The 18,872-nt window shown below is 75.8% G+C and carries 19 protein-coding genes; 6 read left to right on the top strand and 13 right to left on the bottom strand.

What is annotated here, in order from left to right; all coding sequences use genetic code 11:
• The first annotated feature begins 1 nt into the window (after window position 1).
• On the top strand, window positions 2-1,387 hold the full coding sequence (locus tag AB0N04_RS21840; protein ID WP_360211716.1) for a cobyrinate a,c-diamide synthase: 1,386 nt from the start codon (window positions 2-4) through the stop codon (window positions 1,385-1,387).
• 28 nt (window positions 1,388-1,415) lie between these two features.
• Entirely contained in the window at window positions 1,416-1,958 is a 543-nt protein-coding gene (cpt, locus tag AB0N04_RS21835; protein ID WP_360211888.1) for a chloramphenicol phosphotransferase CPT, read from the top strand.
• 9 nt (window positions 1,959-1,967) lie between these two features.
• On the opposite strand, the gene AB0N04_RS21830 is transcribed toward cpt, so the two are convergent.
• From AB0N04_RS21830 to AB0N04_RS21815, 4 genes are all read right to left on the bottom strand, one after another.
• Window positions 1,968-3,614 carry a serine/threonine-protein kinase gene (locus AB0N04_RS21830; protein ID WP_360211713.1) on the bottom strand — a complete coding sequence of 549 codons (1,647 nt, stop codon included), beginning with the start codon at window positions 3,612-3,614 and terminating at the stop codon, window positions 1,968-1,970.
• Window positions 3,615-3,717: 103 nt separating this feature from the next.
• Complete coding sequence (locus AB0N04_RS21825) at window positions 3,718-4,074, bottom strand: hypothetical protein (protein WP_360211710.1); 357 nt, start codon at window positions 4,072-4,074, stop codon at window positions 3,718-3,720.
• Window positions 4,071-4,532 carry a prevent-host-death family protein gene (locus AB0N04_RS21820; RefSeq protein WP_360211707.1) on the bottom strand — a complete coding sequence of 154 codons (462 nt, stop codon included), beginning with the start codon at window positions 4,530-4,532 and terminating at the stop codon, window positions 4,071-4,073. The genes AB0N04_RS21825 and AB0N04_RS21820 overlap by 4 nt, the downstream gene beginning before the upstream one ends.
• 89 nt (window positions 4,533-4,621) lie before the next feature.
• Window positions 4,622-5,128, bottom strand: a complete 507-nt coding sequence (locus AB0N04_RS21815) for a MarR family transcriptional regulator (RefSeq protein ID WP_360211704.1) — start codon at window positions 5,126-5,128, stop codon at window positions 4,622-4,624.
• Window positions 5,129-5,258: 130 nt separating this feature from the next.
• On the opposite strand from AB0N04_RS21815, the gene AB0N04_RS21810 reads away from it, so the two are divergent.
• Window positions 5,259-6,245, top strand: coding sequence for an EamA family transporter (locus tag AB0N04_RS21810; RefSeq protein WP_360211701.1), 987 nt, complete (start codon window positions 5,259-5,261; stop codon window positions 6,243-6,245).
• Window positions 6,246-6,306: 61 nt separating this feature from the next.
• Complete coding sequence (locus tag AB0N04_RS21805) at window positions 6,307-6,603, top strand: DUF1330 domain-containing protein (protein ID WP_360211698.1); 297 nt, start codon at window positions 6,307-6,309, stop codon at window positions 6,601-6,603.
• Between the two features lie 110 nt (window positions 6,604-6,713).
• On the opposite strand, the gene AB0N04_RS21800 is transcribed toward AB0N04_RS21805, so the two are convergent.
• The 3 genes from AB0N04_RS21800 to AB0N04_RS21790 form a co-directional block, all read right to left on the bottom strand.
• Complete coding sequence (locus tag AB0N04_RS21800) at window positions 6,714-7,682, bottom strand: hypothetical protein (protein ID WP_360211695.1); 969 nt, start codon at window positions 7,680-7,682, stop codon at window positions 6,714-6,716.
• Between the two features lie 66 nt (window positions 7,683-7,748).
• Window positions 7,749-8,783 carry a TolB-like translocation protein gene (locus AB0N04_RS21795; RefSeq protein WP_360211693.1) on the bottom strand — a complete coding sequence of 345 codons (1,035 nt, stop codon included), beginning with the start codon at window positions 8,781-8,783 and terminating at the stop codon, window positions 7,749-7,751.
• Window positions 8,780-10,240 carry an MFS transporter gene (locus AB0N04_RS21790; protein ID WP_360211691.1) on the bottom strand — a complete coding sequence of 487 codons (1,461 nt, stop codon included), beginning with the start codon at window positions 10,238-10,240 and terminating at the stop codon, window positions 8,780-8,782. The genes AB0N04_RS21795 and AB0N04_RS21790 overlap by 4 nt, the downstream gene beginning before the upstream one ends.
• A gap of 313 nt (window positions 10,241-10,553) precedes the next feature.
• On the opposite strand from AB0N04_RS21790, the gene AB0N04_RS21785 reads away from it, so the two are divergent.
• Window positions 10,554-11,795, top strand: coding sequence for a cobalamin biosynthesis protein (locus tag AB0N04_RS21785; protein ID WP_360211689.1), 1,242 nt, complete (start codon window positions 10,554-10,556; stop codon window positions 11,793-11,795).
• Window positions 11,792-12,838 carry an Rv2231c family pyridoxal phosphate-dependent protein CobC gene (gene cobC / locus AB0N04_RS21780; RefSeq protein WP_360211687.1) on the top strand — a complete coding sequence of 349 codons (1,047 nt, stop codon included), beginning with the start codon at window positions 11,792-11,794 and terminating at the stop codon, window positions 12,836-12,838. Before AB0N04_RS21785 ends, cobC begins: the two co-directional genes overlap by 4 nt.
• A 73-nt stretch (window positions 12,839-12,911) precedes the next feature.
• Here the strand turns inward: cobC and AB0N04_RS21775 are convergent, their stop codons facing one another.
• The 6 genes from AB0N04_RS21775 to AB0N04_RS21750 all read right to left on the bottom strand — a co-directional run bounded on the left by AB0N04_RS21775 (window position 12,912) and on the right by AB0N04_RS21750 (window position 18,746).
• Complete coding sequence (locus AB0N04_RS21775; RefSeq protein ID WP_360211685.1) at window positions 12,912-13,715, bottom strand: MOSC domain-containing protein; 804 nt, start codon at window positions 13,713-13,715, stop codon at window positions 12,912-12,914.
• The gene (locus AB0N04_RS21770) at window positions 13,712-14,302 is read right to left on the bottom strand and encodes a hypothetical protein (RefSeq protein ID WP_360211683.1); all 591 of its coding nucleotides are present in this window, start codon (window positions 14,300-14,302) and stop codon (window positions 13,712-13,714) included. The genes AB0N04_RS21775 and AB0N04_RS21770 overlap by 4 nt, the downstream gene beginning before the upstream one ends.
• A gap of 121 nt (window positions 14,303-14,423) precedes the next feature.
• On the bottom strand, window positions 14,424-15,446 hold the full coding sequence (gene glnII, locus AB0N04_RS21765) for a glutamine synthetase GlnII (protein ID WP_360211681.1): 1,023 nt from the start codon (window positions 15,444-15,446) through the stop codon (window positions 14,424-14,426).
• 198 nt (window positions 15,447-15,644) lie between these two features.
• Window positions 15,645-16,676 carry an SCO1860 family LAETG-anchored protein gene (locus AB0N04_RS21760; RefSeq protein WP_360211679.1) on the bottom strand — a complete coding sequence of 344 codons (1,032 nt, stop codon included), beginning with the start codon at window positions 16,674-16,676 and terminating at the stop codon, window positions 15,645-15,647.
• Window positions 16,677-16,829: 153 nt separating this feature from the next.
• Entirely contained in the window at window positions 16,830-17,507 is a 678-nt protein-coding gene (locus AB0N04_RS21755) for a uracil-DNA glycosylase (protein WP_360211677.1), read from the bottom strand.
• A 147-nt stretch (window positions 17,508-17,654) separates the two neighbouring features.
• Complete coding sequence (locus AB0N04_RS21750; RefSeq protein WP_360211675.1) at window positions 17,655-18,746, bottom strand: amidohydrolase family protein; 1,092 nt, start codon at window positions 18,744-18,746, stop codon at window positions 17,655-17,657.
• Between the last annotated feature and the right edge of the window lie 126 nt (window positions 18,747-18,872).

The raw sequence follows: 18,872 nt of genomic DNA, 5'->3' as shown, positions 1-18,872 counted from the left end.
CGTGAACATCCCCCGCCTCGTCATCGCCGCGCCCTCCTCGGGCGCCGGCAAGACCACCGTCGCCACCGGCCTGATCGCGGCACTCGCCGCGCGCGGGCTGGCGGTGTCCCCGCACAAGGTCGGCCCCGACTACATCGACCCGGGCTACCACGCGCTCGCCGCCGGGCGCCCGGGCCGCAACCTGGACGCCTTCCTCTGCGGGCCGGAACGGGTCGCACCGCTGTTCCTGCACGGCGCGGCCGGGGCGGACGTGGCGGTGGTCGAGGGGGTCATGGGCCTGTTCGACGGGGCGTCCGGGCGCGGCGAGCTGGCCTCCACCGCCCACGTCGCCAAGCTCCTGCGGGCCCCGGTGGTGCTGGTGGTCGACGGCTCCTCGCAGTCCCGCTCGGTGGCCGCGCTGGTGCACGGCTTCGCCTCCTGGGACCCGGAGGTCCGGCTGGCCGGGGTGATCCTCAACCGGGTCGCCTCCGACCGGCACGAGCACCTCCTGCGGGAGGCCCTGGAGGAGGGCTCCGGCGTCCCCGTCCTCGGCGCGCTGCGCCGCTCCGCCGCCGTCGCCACGCCCTCCCGCCACCTCGGGCTGATCCCCGCGGTGGAACGCTCGGCGGAGGCCCTCAAGGCCGTCGCCGACATGGGCGAGCTCGTCGCCTCCTCCGTCGACCTGGACGCGCTGCTCGAACTCGCCCGCACCGCACCCGACCTGGCCGCCGACCCGTGGGACCCGACCGCCGAGGTCGCACCCGTCCCCGGGGCGCCGCGGATCGCCGTGGCCGGCGGGGCCGCGTTCTCCTTCTCGTACGCCGAGAACGCCGAACTGCTCACCGCCGCGGGCGCGCAGGTCGTCCCGTTCGACCCGCTGCACGCCTCCGCGCTGCCGGAGGGCACCGCCGGCCTCGTCATCGGCGGCGGGTTCCCCGAACTCTACGTGCGGGAGCTCAGCGGGAACGCCGAACTGCGCGGCGCCATCGCCGCGTTCGCCGCGGACGGCGGCCCGATCGCCGCCGAGTGCGCCGGACTGCTCTACCTGGGGCGGGAACTGGACGGCCTGCCGATGTGCGGCGTCCTGGACACCGGCGCCCGGATGACCGAACGCCTCACCCTCGGCTACCGGGAGGCCGTCGCCCTGCACGACTCCCCGCTCGCCCCGGCCGGCACCCGCCTGCGCGGCCACGAGTTCCACCGGACGGTCTGCGAACCGGGCGCCGGCGACCACCCCGCCTGGGGCTGGCACCTGCCCACCGGCCCGCGCACCGAGGGCTTCGCCGGCGGCACCGTGCACGCCTCCTACCTCCACCTGCACTGGGCCGGATCGCCCGCCCTGGCGGCCTCGTTCGCGGCGGCCGCGGCGGCGTTCGACGCCGGGACGGAACGGGACGCCCGCCCCTAGGGAGCGTCCTTAGGATGTGGGCATGCACGTGATCGTCCTCAACGGCGGCTCCAGCTCCGGCAAGTCCAGCATCGCCCGGCTCCTCCAGGAACGGCTCCCGGACCCGTGGCTGCACCTCGGCGCGGACACCCTGGTCGACGCGCTGCCGGCCCGGCTGCGGGACGGCGGCGAGGGCATCGGCGGCCTGGCGGACGGCGACGGCACGGTCGGCGTCGGAGCGGCCTTCGCGGCCCTGGACGCCGCCTGGACGCTCGGCGTCGCGGCGATGGCCCGGGCCGGGGCGCGGATCGTGGTGGACGAGGTCTTCCTCGGCGGCGCCGCCTCGCAGCAGCGGTGGCGCGCCGCGCTGGACGGCCTGGACGTGCTCTGGGTCGGCGTGCGCTGCGAGCCGGCCGTGGCCGCCGCCCGGGAGGCCGCGCGCGGCGACCGGGTCCCCGGCATGGCGGCCGCCCAGGCCGAGTCCGTCCACCGGGGCGTCTCGTACGACCTGCTCGTGGACACCTCCCGGACCGCACCCGGCGACTGCGCCGGGCTGATCGCCGCACGACTGGCCGCACCCGCGCAAGCCTGAGGTCGGACCCTACAGCGCGAGGGTCCGCCAGCCCCGGGTGATCTGCTCGTGGAGGGCCGCCGGGTCCGGCGCCGTCGACCGGGCCGCCTCCAGCGCGGCCAGCAGGCCGGTGCCGTCCGCCGGGCGCTCCGCCGGGTCGACGGCCAGGGCACGGGTGACGACGGCCGCGAGCGCCGGGTCGAGGGCCTGGACCGCCGCCAGCGCGGCCGGTTCGGGCCCGGTGTCCACGATCCGGCGGATCACCGCCCCCGTGCTGGTCGCCGCGAACGGGCTGGCGCCGTGCGCCGCGCACACCACGCAGCACGCCCAGGCCCACACGTCGGCGGCCGTGCCGACCGGCTCGTCCCCGAACTGCTCCGGCGCCATGTACGTCAGCGTGCCCGGCCCGCCGCCGGTCATCGTCAGCCGGGTGCCGTCCACGATCGCCGCGATGCCGAAGTCGAGCAGCCGCGGGCCGGCCGTGGTCAGCATGATGTTGGCGGGCTTGAGGTCCCGGTGGACGAGCCCGAGCCGGTGCACTCCGGACAGGGCCACCGCCAGCGCCAGCGCGAGGGCGCGCAACGCCTCCGCGGAACGGATCGGCCCCTGCTCGCGCAGGTGGACGTCCAGCGGGCGGCCGTCCAGGAGCTCCATGGCCAGGAAGGGCCGGCCGGCGTCCACCCCGGAGTCGAGCACCCGGGCGGTGTAGGCGCCGGGCACCATCGCCAGCACCTCGGACTCCCGTTGGAAGCGGCGCAACAGCTCGGTGTCGGTGAGCAGTTCGAGGTTGATGGTCTTCAGCGCGACCTGCGTGGCGGAGCCCTGGCGCTGCGCCAGGTACACCGTGCCCATGCCGCCGGAGCCGATCCGCCCGAGCAGCTGGTAGCCGCCGATCGTCCGCGGCTCGTGCTGCCCGAGGGGCTGCCCGGCGAGAGGCCGGGCCGGCTGGGCGGGCGCCGCGAACGGCTGGGCGGGCTGGGCGGGCTGGGCCGCCGGAACGTGCTGCGTCGGGACGTACGGCGGCGGCGGGGTGGCCGCGACCGCGTGGCTCACGGGTGCCGTCGGCGCGGTCGGTGCGGCCGGCGCGGCGGTGTCCGGCCCGGCGACGACCGGCTCGTGCTTCCTGCTGGTGACCGTCGCGCCGATCTGGAACAGCATGACGGCCAGGATCAGCCAGTACGGCAGGACGAACGCGCCGATCACCGCACGGGCGGCGAGCAGGGCCAGGACCCGGAGCCGGGTGGCGCGTGCCGCCCAGACCCGTGCCGGCATGCGGCGGGTCAGCAGGTTGCGCTGGGTCAGGTACCAGAACAGCAACCAGAGCACCAGGGCCGAGACCGCCGGGGCGAGGTACCAGGGCTCCGCCGTGTGCAGCGCCAGGTGCGCCGCCACGCCCAGGTAGCGCGCGTTGTCGGGGTCGATCGGCTCCCGCAGCATCCGCAGGAGGGGCGTTTCGCCGGCGAACAGCAGAACTTCCAGCCCCACCACGCAGACGAGCCCCACGACGGGCGCGGCGATGAACGGCGCCAGACTGGCCGGCGCACCCGCGCCCACGGCGGCCGCCGCCCGCTGCCGCTCCCCCCGCTGGATCCAGACCAGCAGCGGCAGCGACACCACCCGCACCACCAGCAGCACGAGCAGCAGGACCACCGGTACGACGAGGACGACCACGCTCATGCTCTCCCCCTTGGCCGATCGCGCACCCGGAGTATAGGGCTCCCGGGCGACCCCAGACCCACCCCTGTCGACTTCCCGTCAGGCGGCCTGCCCCGGCGGCCGATTACGTGTCGGTGTCCTTCGGGTGCCGGGGCGAGGCGTAGACGAGGTGCACGGTGCGGGCCGCCTCGTCCACCAGGTACCGCACCCGGCCGCCGGCGGTCACCTCGTACTCCCACTGCGGCAGCTCGACACCCCCGAAGACCCGGGTCGCCAGGCGCCCACGGAGGCGGTGCTGCCGATCGGGGTCGGACCTGGCGAGGGGGTTCGCCCGCAGCGCCTCGAAGCAGCGGCGGGTGTTGCCCGGGGCCTCGGCGCACAGCTCGCCCCAGCCCTTGGCCGCCTCGCTGGTGCCGAAGCGCAGCCGCCACTCGGCGCCGACCGCCGGCGGTGCGACGTCTTCTCCTCGCTTGGGGCTCACGGCTCGATCACCTCTCCGTGATCGAGGCCGGGCAGGGGGCTGCCGAGCTCGGCGGCCAGGTCGGGATCCGCCAGCACTCTGGCGGTGGCGCGCCATTCCGCTATCACGCGGTGCAGATTGGCGTGCACGTCGAGCTCGACGACGTCGCGCGTGGCGTCGACCAGGTCGACGACGAACTCGCGCACCTCCTGCGCGGACAGGTGCCTGACCCAGGGGAAGACGGCGGGCAGGGCCAGGAGCACGGCCCGCGCGCCCTCGTCGCTGCCGATCAGCGCGGTGAACAGCCGGGCGGTGACGTCCGCCGTCTCCTCGCGCTGACGGTCATGACGCTCCGTGGTGAGGTACAGGTCCTCGCCGTCACGCCGCGTGACGTGCACGCGCTGGGCCCGCGCCACGGTGTCCGCGACGCGCTTGGAGTTCTTCGACAGGTCGGAGAAGGACACGGTGAGGGTCGCCATGCATCGACGCTAGTTCGGAACACGATCCGAAGTCAATCGCGATTGCGGCGCGCGGGTGGACGACCCGTGCGCCGCCGCGGAGGGTGCGGCTAGAGGGGCTCGGTGTCGCCGTGGGCGATGAGGAGTTTGCGCAGCAGGGCGTCGAGCCGGGCGCGCTCGGCGGGGTCGAGGGCGGCGAGGATGCGCTCCTCGTTGCGGACGTGGCCGTCCAGGGCGGAGTCGATGAGCTCCTTGCCCGCCGGAGTGAGGCGCACCAGGACGGCGCGGCGGTCGTCCGGGCAGGGGCCGCGCTCGACCAGGCCCTTGGCGGACAGCCGGTCGACCCGGTTGGTGATGGCACCGGAGGTGACCATCGCGGCCTTGAGCAGGGCGCGGGCGTTGAGCTCGTAGGGCTCGCCGGAGCGGCGGAGGGTGGCCAGGACGTCGAACTCGGAGGAGTCCAGACCGCAGGAGGCGAAGTACTCCCGCAGGGCGCCGTCGACCCGGATGTTGAGGCGTCGCATCCGGCCGATCAGACCGATGGCCTCGGCGTTGAGGTCCGGGCGGGTCCTGGTCCACTGGTCCACGATGTCGTCGACGGTGTCGCGCTGCTGCATGGTCGGCCACCTCCCTACGGCCCGGGCGGACCGCCGACAACTATCTTAACATTCACATACTTGACGTTCACTCACTTCGGGGCGTAGAACTTATCTCAACGTTCAGATAATCAACGTTGAGGGGGATTCCATGTTCGGGACCCGAGCAGGAGTAGCGGTCACCGCGGCGCTCGCACCGGCGGCCTGGGGCACGACCTACCTGGTGACGACCCAGCTGCTGCCCGACGGTCGGCCGCTGCTGCTCGCCGCCCTGCGCGCCCTGCCGGCCGGGCTGCTCCTGCTGCTGATCGGCCGCAGACTGCCCAAGGGGCGCTGGTGGGGGCGGGCGGCGGTGCTCGGCATGCTGAACATCGGACTGTTCTTCCCGCTCACCTTCGTCGGCGCCTACCGGCTCCCCGGCGGCGTCGCGGCCACCATCGGGGCGATCCAGCCCCTGCTCGTCGCCGGGCTCTCGGCCGGCGTGCTCGGGGTGCGGCCGGGGCGGCGGGCACTGCTCGCCGGGCTGGCCGGCCTCGGCGGCGTCGCCCTGCTGGTGCTGAAGGCCGGCGCCCGGCTGGACGGCGTCGGGATCGCCGCGATGGTCACCGCGATCGCGCTGATGGCCACGGGGACCGTCCTCACCCGGCGCTGGGGCCGCCCCGAGGGTGCCACGCTGCTCGACCTGACGGCCTGGCAGCTGCTGGCCGGCTCGCTCTTCCTGGTACCGCTCGCCGGCCTGGTCGAGGGTGCGCCGCCCGCACTGAGCGCCGCCAACCTGGCCGGCTTCGCCTACCTCGGACTGTTCAGCACCGCCCTCGGGTACGTGCTCTGGTTCCGCGGCATCGAACGGCTGGGTGCCGGGCCGACCTCCTTCCTCGGACTGGTCAACCCGGTGGTCGCGACCGTCGGCGGCCTCGTCGTCCTCGGCCAGACCCTCACCGGATGGCAGCTCCTCGGGCTGCTGCTCGCCCTCGGCGCGATGTTCGCGGGCCAGGCACCGGCCCGGCGGCCGGCCCCCGCGGCACCGGGCGAGGCCGCCGCAGCGACCGGCACCGCCGAACGGGTCACCCCCCGCACGGCCGCCGCGCCCCGCACACCCGCCGTACCCGTCACCCCCGTCGTACCCGCCGCCCGCTGACCCGCCGCCCCACTGACCGACTGACCGACTGACCCGGATCAAGGAACACGAGGAACACACCGTGCACTACGTCGTCATCACCCGCACCGACCTGACCCCCGACGCCGCCCTCGGCCACTACCTCGCCAACGTCGGCGCCACGATGGAGCCCTACCGGGGCCGACTGCTCGCCTTCGGCGCCCCGGCCCGGCTGGAGGGGGACACCGCGTACACCAGGACCGCGATCCTGGAGTTCCCCACCGAGGCCGACGCCCACGGCTGGTACGGCTCCCCCGCCTACCAGGCCCTCGCGGCCTGGCGCATCGAGACCATGGGACACCCCGTCACCGTCGCGGCCGTCGCCGGCCTGACCGGCTGAGCCGCCCGGCCGGACACCGGACGGCCCACCCCCGCGCCACCCCCCCCTCAGAACAGCCCGAGGCCCCGCCGTTCACCGGCGGGGCCTCGGGCGTGCGGGTGGTGCCGCGCTCAGCCGCTGGCCCGGACGTAGATGTCGGCCGCGCCCGGGGGGCCGCCCGGGATGGTGGCGACGTAGATGCGGCGGGCGGTGGCCGGGGTGCGGGCGGGCGTCGGCCTCGGCCCGGCGGTCGTCGTGGGCGCCGGCGAGGGTGTCACCGTCACTTCAGGGGCGGGGGTGGGTGACGGGTCGGGGGTGGGCGGCACCGGGTCGGCCGTCCCGGCGTCGGGGCCCGGCCGGGGCTCGGTGTCCGTCCGGGGCTCGGAGTCCGGGGCGGCGTCCGGATCCGCGCCCGGATCCGGGTCCGCGTCCGGGTCTCCGGTCGGATCCCCGTCCGGGGCACCCGGATCGGTGTCGGCCGCCAGGAGGCCGGGGGACGCCGCGTCGGCCACCGTGGCCGGGGACGAGCCGGGCGTGACCGTCGCCGCGACCAGCGGGGCCGGCGTGGCCGTGGGCGTCAGGGTCGGCGAGGGCATGGCCGTGGGCGTGGGCGCCGGGGTCGGCGAGGGCGGCGGGACGTCCGCGGCGGTCTCCGGGAGCTCCGGCGCCTCGACCGGCTCGTCGCCGCCGAGGGCCTCGGCGAGGTCGGGCGGCAGCGGGGCCGCGGCGCCGGGGGCGGGGAGGTCGTAGGTGCGCAGGAAGTCGCCGAGGCCGACGCCCCGGCCGGTGACCCGGTAGTGCAGGTAGGCGACGGGGGCGCCGTCCGCGGTGCGCGTGTACACGGCACCGACCGGGACGTAGTACCGGTCGGCGCCCGGGTGCTGGGAGGGGTGGAGGCCGGCGAGCAGTTCGGCGCGGTCGCGGTCCGTCTCGCGGCCGTCCAGCCCGATCGTCAGCGAGTTGACGCCGCGCACGACCAGGGCCGCCGCGACGGAGACGCAGAGCACCAGCCCGACGGCGACGGTGCGCCGCAGGACCGGTCGGCCGTGCAGGACCGGCCAGGAGTCGGTGACCGTCCGCTCCGGTGGGATGCCGTCCACGGTTCTCGTTCCCCCGTTCGATCAGGACGTCATTGTGCTCGACGAGGGACCGTATCCGAGAGTTCCTCAGCCCTGGTAGGCGGGGGCTAGAGCCGCCTCGGTGACCCGCCGCGCGGCGCCGCTCCCGTCGGCGGGGACGGTCCACAGGTCGGCGCCGTAGTCACCGGGCAGGGCGTAGAGCAGGTCGCCCCGGCCGGACCAGACCGCTTGGTCGTCGATGTTGCGCTGCTCGGCGGTGGCGGTCTCGGTCATGGTGGCGAGGTCGAGGACGTAGAGGCGCCAGGGCGCGTCGGCGGACAGGCCGGGCACGCGCTTCTTGTAGGCGATGCGGGTGCCGTCCGGGGAGAGCGAGGGGCACTCGACGTTCTCGTGCAGGGTGGTGAGGGTGCGGGCGGCGAGGTCGCCGCGGACCAGGTAGGTCCGGCCCCCGCTGGCGAGGGTGGCGTAGAAGGCTTCGTCGTCGGCGAAGGTGACGCCCCAGATGTTGACGTCGTGGGCCTGGTACGGCTTGCCGTCCTTGACGACGGCGAACTCCTCGAGGTTCTCCCGCAGGTTCCAGTCGCGGACGTCGACGATGGAGGTGCGGGTGGAGAAGTCGGTCCCCGCGTACGAGTCGCCGCTGACGAAGACCGTCCAGGCGGCGAGGTGGCCGGACGGCGAGACCCGGGAGCGGGTGGGGATGCCGGCGGCCGGGAAGGCGCGGCGCTCGCGCAGGTGGTCGTCGAGGACGACCGCGCGGTAGGTGTCCTCCAGGGCGCCGTGCTGGGCCTGGAGGCAGATGCCGGTGCCGGCGGCGGCGTAGAAGCGCAGGCACCGGACGCCGGAGGCGGTGCGCGGGCCGTCGGGCCGGTCCGCGGGGACGGCGGTCAGCTCGTCGCGGTGCGGCCCCCAGGCCATGTTGCGGAAGACGAGTCGTCGCCCGCCCGCGGGATCCCCGAGCGTGACGGTGCCCTCGGTGACGGCGGGGCCGCCGGGCTGGTCCTGGTCGCGGCGGGCGGTGCGGTCGGCCGCGCGGAGGACGGCCCCGGTGCCGACGGCCCCGAGCAGCAGCACGGCGACCAGCAGGACGAGCACTCTGGTCCGGTTCTGGAGTCGGTTCACCTGGGGTCCTCGGGGGCGACGGTCTCGGATGCGGCGGTCTCGGACGGAATCGGAGCGGACGCGGGCGGCGCGGACGTGGTCGGCGTGGACGCGGCCGTCCCGGGCTCGTCGGGCCCCCCGGCCTCGCGCAGCACCGCCGTCGCACCGAGCACGCACAGCGCGAGCGCGCCGGCCGACCAGCCCAGCGCGGCGGTCCCGCCGACCGCGCTCCACAGCGCGCCGAACAGCAGCGAGCAGGCGAACCGGGCCAGCGCCTGCCCGGTGCCGACCAGCGCGAGCCCGGCGCCGCGCTGCTCGGCCGGGACGGCGTCCGCCGCCGCGGCGGCCAGCACCCCGTCGGTGGCGGCGTAGAAGGCGCCGTGCAGCAGCAGCACGCAGACCACCGCGGGCACCCCGCTGACCGGCGAGAACAGCAGTAGCCCGTACGCGAGCAGCAGGAGCGCGTGCCCGGCGAGGAAGAGCCGGCGGCGGCCGATCCGGTCGGCCAGCGCGCCGAGCGGGACGGCGAGCAGCAGGAAGGCCGCGGCGGTGCCGAGCGGCAGCAGCGGGAAGAGGTGGGTGGGGAGGTCGAGCCGCCGCTGGACGAGCAGGTAGAGGAAGGAGTCGCTGACGGTGGTGAGGCCGAGCAGTACGGCGCAGAGGGTGAGCCGGCGGAGCCCGGGCAGGCGCAGCAGGGTGAGGCTGTCGCGCAACGAGGGGGCGGCGGCCGACGGTTCGTCGGCCGGCTGCCGGCCGGGCACGAACAGCAGCAGGATCAGCACGCCCAGGACGGCGATGCAGGCGCTGACCGTGAACACCGCGTCGTAGCCGTGTCGTTCGCCGCCGTCGGCGAGCAGCGGGCCACCGGCCAGCCGCAGCACCAGGAAGGCGGTGAGCGGGCCGAGCAGGGCGCCGGCGGTGTCCATCGCCCGGTGGACGCCGAACGCCCGGCCGCGGTGGGCGGGTTCGGTGGCGAGCGAGATCATCGCGTCCCGGGGGGCGGTGCGCAGGCCCTTGCCGGTGCGGTCGACGGCGATCACGGCGCCGATCAGCGGCACGGTGTGGGCGAGCAGCAGCAGCGGTTTGCAGAGCGCCGACAGCCCGTAGCCGACGGCGGCGACGGCCTTGTGCCGGGCGGCCCCGTCGCGGCCGCGACGGTCGGCGAGGTGGCCGCCCGCGAGCCGGACGAGGGCGCTGAAGCCGTTCTGGATGCCGTCCAGCAGGCCGAAGCCGAGCGGGGAGAGACCGAGGCCGGTGAGCAGGTAGAGCGGCAGCACGGCGCTGACCATCTCGGAGGAGACGTCGGTGACCAGGCTGACGGCGCCGAGGGCGAGGACGGTGCCCGGCACGGCGCGCCAGGCGGCGCCGCGCCGCCCCGGGAGGCCGGGGGCGGCGGCCGGGCCGGGGCCGGGCGCAGGGCCGGGGCCAGGGCCAGGGCCGGCGGGAGCCTTGGAGCTGCGGGAGTCCGCGACGTACACGGGCGTCAGTTCCGGAGGTCGGTGACGACGGCGGCGGTGGCCGTGGCGTTGGCGGTACCGGGGGTGCGGAGTCGTGCGAAGGCCATCGGGTCCTCCGTGCGTCGGGGCTGCCTGGCTGGAGCGCCGAGAACAGTAGGATCGCGCCGGTGTCGTGTACGGCACAAGGCAGGTGAAGAACAGACGAACACCTGCCGCCCGCGGGCGGTCGACGTCACAGTCGTCCGGATTGACCCGTTCCGCCCGGGCGTGGTGGGATCACGGGGGCTCGGGCCCGCCCGGCGGATCCTGCCCCCGGGACGAAGGAGAGCGGTACGTGATCGGACTGGTCGCCCTCGGCGCGTCCGGACGCCTGCTGGCCGAGGAGATCCACGCCGCCTGGCCCGACACCACCCGCATCCACCAGGCCCGCGTCTCCGCCTGCTTCGGCCCGACCGAGGCCCTGGCGTACGCCCTGGACCGGCACGACCTGGTGGTCTGCCTCGCCCCCGTAGCCGTTACCGTGCGGCTGTACGCGGACGGCCTCCCGCCAGGCCGGCGCCGCCCCGGCCTGGTCAGCCTGGACCTCGACCTGCGGTACGCCGTCCCGCTGACCAGGCGCGACACCGGTGCCGAGGAGCTGGCGGTGGAACTGGCCGCGCTGCTGGGCGTGCGGGCGGTCCTGACCGGCACGCCGGCTCCGGCCGGCGGCGACGCACCCGCCGACGCACCCCCCGCCTCCGGCCTGCGCCAGACCGACCGGCGGCACGGCGACCAGCAGCACGGCGCCCGGCAGCACCGCGACCAGCACCACGGCGACCAGCAGCACGGCGACCGGACCCGCCCGGCCGAGGGCGGGCTCCCGACGCAGCCGCGCAGCCTCGTCGTCGGGGTCGGCGCGGGCGCCCGCGCCGAGCAGACCGAGGTGATCCGGCTGCTGCTGGACGCGCTCCGGGACGCGGGCCTGTCCCGCGGGTCGGTCGCCCGGCTGGCGACGGTGACGGGCAAGGCGGACCACCCGGCGGTGCGCTGGGCGGCGTTCTGCCTCGGCTCCGTCCCCGTGGACGAACACCCGGCGGACGTCCTGGCCACGGTGGCGGTGCCGAACCCCTCCGACCTGGTCGGGGCGGCCGTCGGCACCCCCAGCGTCGCCGAGGCGGCGGCACTGGCCAGCGCGCCCGGCGGTGAACTCGTCGTCGCCAAGCGGAAGTCGGCCCTGGCGACGGTCGCGGTCGCGCGGTCCGCGGTGCGCGGGCGGCTCGCCCTGGTCGGCCTCGGCCCCGGGGAACCGGACCTCCTGGTGCCGCGCGCGGCGGCCGAACTGCGGCGCGCCCACAGCGTCGTGGGCCCCGTCGAGGCCGTCGGAGCAGTCGAGTCGATCGCCGGACTGCTGCGGCCCGGCACCCGGCGGATCACCGCCGGGGACCACGCCCGGACGGCCGTCGACCTCGCCTCGCTCGGACAGGCCGTCGCCCTGGTCGCACTCGGCGACGGCACCGGGCTCGCCGTCCCGCCCGGCCCGTACGACGTCCACCGCGTCCCCGGCCTGCCCGGCCACCCGCAAGGAGACCCCGCGTGACCGCGACCGAACCCGACCTGCGCCACCACGGTGACGCCGAGGTGCGCGCCGACGGGCTCGGCCTGGTCGACCTGGCCGTCAACGTCCGCACCGGCACGCCGCCGGCCTGGCTGCGCGAGCGCCTCGCGGCCACCCTCGGCGACCTCGCCGCCTACCCCGACCAGGGCGCCGCCCGCGCCGCGGTGGCCGCCCGGCACCGGCGGCCGGCGAACGAGGTGCTGCTCACCTCCGGGGCCGCCGAGGCCTTCGTCCTGCTGGCGCGCGTCCTGATGGCACGTCACATCGCCGTGGTGCACCCGCAGTTCACCGAGCCGGAGGCGGCGCTGCGGGACGCCGGGCACCGGGTGCACCGGGTGCTGCTCTCCCCCGGGGACGGGTTCCGGCTGGGCGCCGTGCCCGAGGAGGCCGACCTCGTCGTGCTCGGCAACCCGACCAACCCGACCTCCGTCCTGCACCCCGCCGAGGCCGTCGCCGCCCTCGCCCGGCCCGGGCGCACCCTCGTGGTGGACGAGGCGTTCATGGACACCGTGCCGGGCGAGCGGGAGTCCCTCGCCGCCGCCCGCGGGCTGCCCGGACGGGTCGTCGTCCTGCGCAGCCTCACCAAGACCTGGGGCCTGGCCGGACTGCGGATCGGCTACGTGCTCGGGCCGGCCCCGCTGATCGCCGCGCTCGGCGCCGCCCAGCCGCTCTGGCCGGTCTCCACCCCGGCCCTCGCGGCCGCCGAGGCCTGCAGCACCGCGGCGGCACTGGCCGAGGCGGAGCGGGCCGCCGCCGAACTGGCGCTGTGGCGCGCCCACCTGTGCAAGGGCCTGGCCGCGTTCCCGTCCGTGCGGATGTACGGCGAGCCGGCCGCGTCCTTCGTGCTGGTGCGGCTGCCGGGCGCGGCGGCCGTCCGGGAGCGGCTGCGCGCGCACGGCTTCGCGGTCCGGCGCGGGGACACCTTCCCCGGGCTGGGCGAGGAGTGGCTGCGCATCGCCGTCCGGGACGAGGCCACCACCGACCGCTTCCTGGACGCGCTCGCCGCGGTGCTCACCGAGGCCTGAGCCGCCGACCCGGGCCGCTCCCCCGGTCCCGTACCCCGACGCCCCGACGCAGCCAGGCTCTCCGCCACCAGCCCTAACCCACCAGCCCTACCGCGTCGCCCGGCCCGATCCGCCCGGGCACCAGCACCTGCGCGTACACCCCGGCGCAGGGCAGCGCGGGCATGCCCTCCAGCGGGACCAGCCGGTTCTGCTCGGCGGGCACCCGCAGGGCCGCGGTGCGGCGGGGCAGTGGGCCGTGCCGCAGGGTGGGGACGGCGCAGCGCGGGGTCGGCACCAGGACGCGCAGCCGCAGCGTCGGGCCGATCGCCAACTCCCGCCCCACCCAGGCGTTCTCGACGTAGCCCTCGCCCTCGACGCGGATCACCAGGTTCGGGCGGTAGCGCTCCGCCTCCCCGCCGGTGCCGGTCGCGGCGAGCGTGGCCGTGGTGATCAGGTGCACGGGGGCGAAGTCGAAGAAGGTGCCCTCCGGCGCGGCACGGCCCAACTCGTTGACGGTGACCTCGACCTCGGCCGCGACGCCGCGCGCCAGCACCTCCTCGGGCACCGCCCGCTCGATCGCCGCGCCGGGCGGCCGGTCGGCGATCAGCACGACCTTGCGGCCGAGCGCCTCGGACAGCTCCGCCTCGTCCACCGGCCGCCCGTCCGGACCGGTGACGGCCACGCCGCCGCCCGCGGTGGCCGTCGCGGTGTAGTCGAGCAGTCCGGCCCACCGGCGCGGGTTCTTGGCGCTGGCGACCCGGCCGGTCGCGACGTCCAGCAGGGCGCGGCCGCGGTCCCCGGCCAGGCCGCGCGCGGTCACCTCGACGGACCCGCCGAGCTCCTCCCCCAGCAGCGACTTCACCGGGTAGCGCCGCAGCCGTTCGACCGTCCCGATCACCGGCCGGCCGCCCCTCCGCCGACCGCCCCGCCGCCGTCCACCCCGCCGCCGAGCGCCCCGTCACCGGCCGCCCAGTCCCGCAGGGTCGCGAAGTCGCCCGCGCGCAGGCCGATCCGGGGGTTGACGTGGAGGGCGAGCGCCGGACCGGGGTGGTGGGCGGCGATCCACTCGGCGTCCTGCGGGCCGAGTTCGTCGTCCACCCAGACGAAGGGCCGCCCGGCCGCCCAGGCCACCACGTCCCGGGTCTTCCAGTGCAGGCCGTCCGGATCCGCGCCGAAGACCTCCGTCCACCGGATGTAGGGGAGTTCGGGCAGGCCGATCAGGGGGGCTATGTAGGTGTTCGCCTCGTCCATCCAGGTGGTCGCCCAGACCAGTTCGTACGGCAGGGCCAGCAACTCCGGCCCGTGTGCCGGGTTCAGCCAGACCCGCAGCGACCGCACCCGCCGCTCGGACCACGGCGGGCGGCGCGCCAGCCACGACGGGGGCAGCATCCGGTGGGTGTCGTAGCCGTCCGGCCGGCGGGTGGCCGGCGCGGCGTACGGATTGAGCGGTCCGTCCACGTCGAGGAGCAGCAGGGGCCGTGTCATGGGTGAATTGTGTTGCGGCCCCCGGAGGTTCGCCACCAATTTGTCACGGCCGGGGCGGAACGAGGCCGGGCCTCCCCTCGCGTGGAGGGGAGGCCCGGCGGGTTGCTCGGGGAGCGGCGGATCAGACCTGGCCGGCCTTCTCCAGCGCTTCGCAGCAGGTGTTGATCAGGAGGCGGGTGACGACGTAGGGGTCGACGTTCGCGTTCGGGCGGCGGTCCTCGATGTAGCCCTTCTGCTCCACCTCGACCTGCCACGGGATGCGGACCGAGGCGCCGCGGTTGGACACGCCGTAGCTGTAGACGTTCCACGGGGCGGTCTCGTGCTTGCCGGTCAGGCGGGACTGGATGTCGTCGCCGTACTGGCTGACGTGCTCCAGGACCTTCTCCTGCGAGGCGCCGAGCGACTCGCAGGCGGTGATGATGGCCTCGTAGCCCTCGCGCATCGCCTTGGTGGAGAAGTTGGTGTGCGCGCCCGCACCGTTCCAGTCGCCCCTGGCCGGCTTGGCGTCGAGGGTGGCGTCGATGCCGAACTCCTCGGCGGTGCGGTAGAGCAGGTAGCGCGCGATCCACAGGTCGTCGGAGACGGTCAGGGCGTCGACCGGGCCGATCTGGAACTCCCACTGGCCGGGCATGACCTCGGCGTTGATGCCGCAGATCGCCAGGCCGGCGTCGATGCAGCGGTCGAGGTGCAGCTCGACGATCTCGCGGCCGAAGACCTCCTCGGCGCCGACGCCGCAGTAGTAGCCGCCCTGCGGGGCCGGGAAGCCGCCCTCGGGGAAGCCGAGCGGGCGGGAGCCCTTGAAGAAGGTGTACTCCTGCTCGATGCCGAAGATCGACTCCTGCGCGGTGTACTTCTCCTCGACCTCGCGCAGCAGGGCGCGGGTGTTGGACTCGTGCGGGGTGCCGTCCGTCTCCAGGACCTCGCACAGGACGAGGATGTTGTCACCGCCGCGGATCGGGTCCTTGACGACCTTCACCGGCTCCAGCACGCGGTCCGACGCGTGACCCTCCGCCTGGTTGGTGGAGGAGCCGTCGAAGCCCCAGGTGGGGATCTTGTCGGCGTTGGGCAGGACGCGAGTCTTGGAACGGAGCTTCGCGGTCGGCTTGGTGCCGTCGATCCAGATGTACTCGGCCTTGATTGCCACGGCGGTGTACCTCGCATTGCTGGGTGGTGGGTGCCCGCGTAGCGTCGCAAGCCGCCGTTTCCCGGTTGTTCCTCTCGTGTAACGCGCATGTGAACCAACCGTCCGCGTCGGCACGGTTACGGTGCGGGAGTGCCGGGCCCGGCACTCCCGCGGCCCGTGGTGCCACCGGGCGGCGGCCCCGCCGCCCGGCCCGGTCGGTCAGTGCCGGCGGGCGTGCGCGGCGCGGCGGCGCCGGGTGGCCCACAGGGCGCCCGCCCCGCCGGCGACCAGCGCGGCGGCCCCGGCGGCCAGCGGGCCGGTGGCGCTGCCGCCGCCGGTGGTGGCCAGGCCCTCGGCGGGCCTGCCGGTGCTCGCCGGGGCGCTCCGGGGAGCGGCCGCGCCCGTGGTGGTGTCGGCGACCGGCTGGACGGCGGGAGCGGTGGTCGGCCCGGCGGTGACGGGGGCGTCCGTGGTGGGCGCGGCCGTGGCGGTGGGGGTCGGGGTGGCGGGCGGTGCGGTGGGCTTCTCACAGCTCACCGAGGCGACGGTGACCGTGCCGGTGACCTTGGCGACGTTCAGGTTCAGCGGGTTCACCTCCACCCGCACCTCCAGCGCGGAGGCGGCGGCGGTGGTCGAGGTGGTGGTCCGCTTGGAGAACTCCACCGACACGCTGCCGACCAGCGGCACGTCCACCTTGGTCGGGCCGTAGAGGCCGACGGTGACGGGCTTGCCGAGCACCGTCAGCCGGACGGGGGCGACGACCTCGGCGGTCGGCTGCCCGTCGACCGGGCAGGTCGCCTCGGCGCTCATCGCCTCCAGGCCGAGCAGGGCGGTGGCGGGCAGACCGGGGGCGTGCACGTCGGCGTTGACCAGCTTGACGGAGGCGGCGGTGCCCCGGGCGTCGGCCCGCACCACGGAGGTGCCGACGTCGGCCTTGACCAGGGTGACCGGGCCCTGCTGGTCGACGCCGTCCACCGTGGCGGTGAGCATCGAACCGCCGCCGGTGACGGGCCGCGGGGAGGCCGTCCGCTGTGCGGGTGTCTCGACCTTGTTGAGCGCGATGTTCACCGGGACGTCCACGGCCTTGTTCAGCAGGCTGACGTCCAGGTCGAGCTCCGCGGTGACGGCCCGCGCCCTGCCGGGTGACGGGGTGGGCGCGGGCGCCGTCGGGGCGGCCTGGGCGGGCGGGACGGTGAGCAGGGTGCAGACTCCGGCGACGGCGACTGCGGAAACGATTCGGCGAGCAGACATGGCGGTACCCCCACAGGGCTGAAAGGATGAGCCGCCAGTCTTCTCAAACGATCCGTCATATGAGTGACACAGAACGCCATTTCACCCGTTGGAGTGAGATCGACGTTCGCAGATGACCGGACTCTGTCAGGACCTGCCCGCCCGGGACACGCCCTACGGCAGCCGCCAGTCCACCGGCTGCGCCCCCTGCCGCGCCAGCAGCTCGTTCGCCCGGCTGAACGGCCGCGACCCGAAGAAGCCGCCACTGGCCGAGTACGGGCTCGGGTGCGCCGACTCGATCGCCGGCACCTCCCCGAGCAGCGGCCGCAGGTTGCGGGCGTCGCGCCCCCACAGGATCGCCACCAGCGGGCCGCCGCGCGCCGTCAGCGCCCGGATCGCCTGCTCGGTGACCTCCTCCCAGCCCTTGCCGCGGTGCGCGGCGGGTTTGCGCGGCGCGGTGGTCAGCGCACGGTTGAGCAGCAGCACGCCCTGCCGCGTCCACGGGGTGAGGTCACCGTTGGACGGCTGCGGGAGGCCGAGGTCGGTGCCGTACTCCTGGAAGATGTTGATCAGGCTCGCCGGGACGGGCCGGACCTCCGGCGCCACCGAGAAGCTCAGCCCCACGGCGTGGCCCGGGGTCGGGTACGGGTCCTGCCCGACGATCAGCACCCGCACGTCGGCGAAGGGCTGCTGGAAGGCCCGCAGCACGTTCGGCCCGGACGGCAGGTAGGTGCGGCCGGCGGCCAGCTCGGCGCGCAGGAAGTCGCCCATGGCGGCGACCCGCCCGGCGACGGGCTCCAGGGCGGTGGCCCAACCGGGCTCGACGATCTCGTTCAGTGGACGCGGTGCCATGACGGCACCCTATCGGCCTACCCCGACAGCGCGTTCAGCGGATGATCATGCCGGGGCCAGGACCGCCGCGGGCGCGGGCGGCGCCGCGGCCCCCGGGAGGGCCCGGCCGGTCGCGTCGCACACCCGGCGGCGGTCGTCGGACCCGCCCTACCCGACGGGCCGCCCGCGCAGCACCACCAGCCGCGGGTCGGCGAGCACCCGGACGTCCGCCCTCGGGTCCTCCCCGTACACCACGAGGTCCGCCGGCGCGCCCTCCTCCAGCCCCGGCCTCCCCAGCCACTCCCGGGCGCCCCAACTCGCCGCCGACAGCGCCTCGGCCGGGCTCAGCCCGGCCTTCACCAGCTCCGCCACCTCGTCGGCGACCAGCCCGTGCGCGAGCGAGCCGCCCGCGTCCGTGCCGACGAAGATCGGGACGCCCGCGTCGCGCGCCGCGCCCACGGTGTCGTACCGGCGCTCGTGCAGCCGCCGCATGTGGGCCGCCCAGGCCGGGAACCGGGCCTCGCCGCCCGCCGCCAGGCCCGGGAAGGTCGCGATGTTGACCAGCGTCGGGACGATGGCGACCCCGCGCTCGGCGAAGACCGGGATCAGCTCCTCGGTCAGCCCGGTGGCGTGCTCGACGCAGTCGATACCGGCCGCCAGCAGGTCCGGCAGCGACTCGGCGGCGAAGCAGTGCGCCGTGACCCGCGCACCCTCCTCGTGCGCCGCCGCGATCGCCTCGACCAGCGCGTCGCCCGGCCAGCAGGCGGCCAGGTCCCCGCGCTCGCGGTCGATCCAGTCGCCGACCAGCTTGACCCAGCCGTCGCCGCGCCGGGCCTCCGCCCGCACGTACGCGGCGAGGTCCCCGGGCTCGATCTCGTGCGCGTAGTTGCGGATGTAGCGGCGGGTGCGGGCGATGTGCCGGCCGGCCCGGATGATCCGCGGCAGGTCCTCGCGCTCGTCGATCCAGCGGGTGTCGGCGGCCGAGCCGGCGTCGCGGATCAGCAGGGTGCCGGCGTCCCGGTCGGTGAGCGCCTGCTTCTCGCTGGTCTCCGCGTCGACGGCGCCGTGCGCGTCCAGGCCGACGTGGCAGTGGGCGTCCACCAGGCCGGGCAGCACCCATCCGGTCACCGTCCGGACGTCCTCGGCACCGGGCGGGCGGGTGAAGCTCACCCGGCCGTCCACCACCCAGAGTTCGTCCCGGACGTCCTCCGGACCGACCAGCACCCGACCCCGCACGTGCAGCACCGCGCCATCGCTCATGGCCGCACTCTACCGACGGGGGCGTTCCCCGTGACCGGTGCGCATGCGGCAGACTCGTTCCCGTCCCAACCACCCGTGTGAGAGGCCCCGCGACGTGAGCGAGCGCAGCGAGCGATTCATGGAAAG

Source organism: Kitasatospora sp. NPDC051702 (assembly GCF_040681575.1).
Classification (GTDB): Bacteria; Actinomycetota; Actinomycetes; order Streptomycetales; family Streptomycetaceae; genus Kitasatospora.
This window is presented reverse-complemented; position numbering and strand designations above follow the sequence as displayed.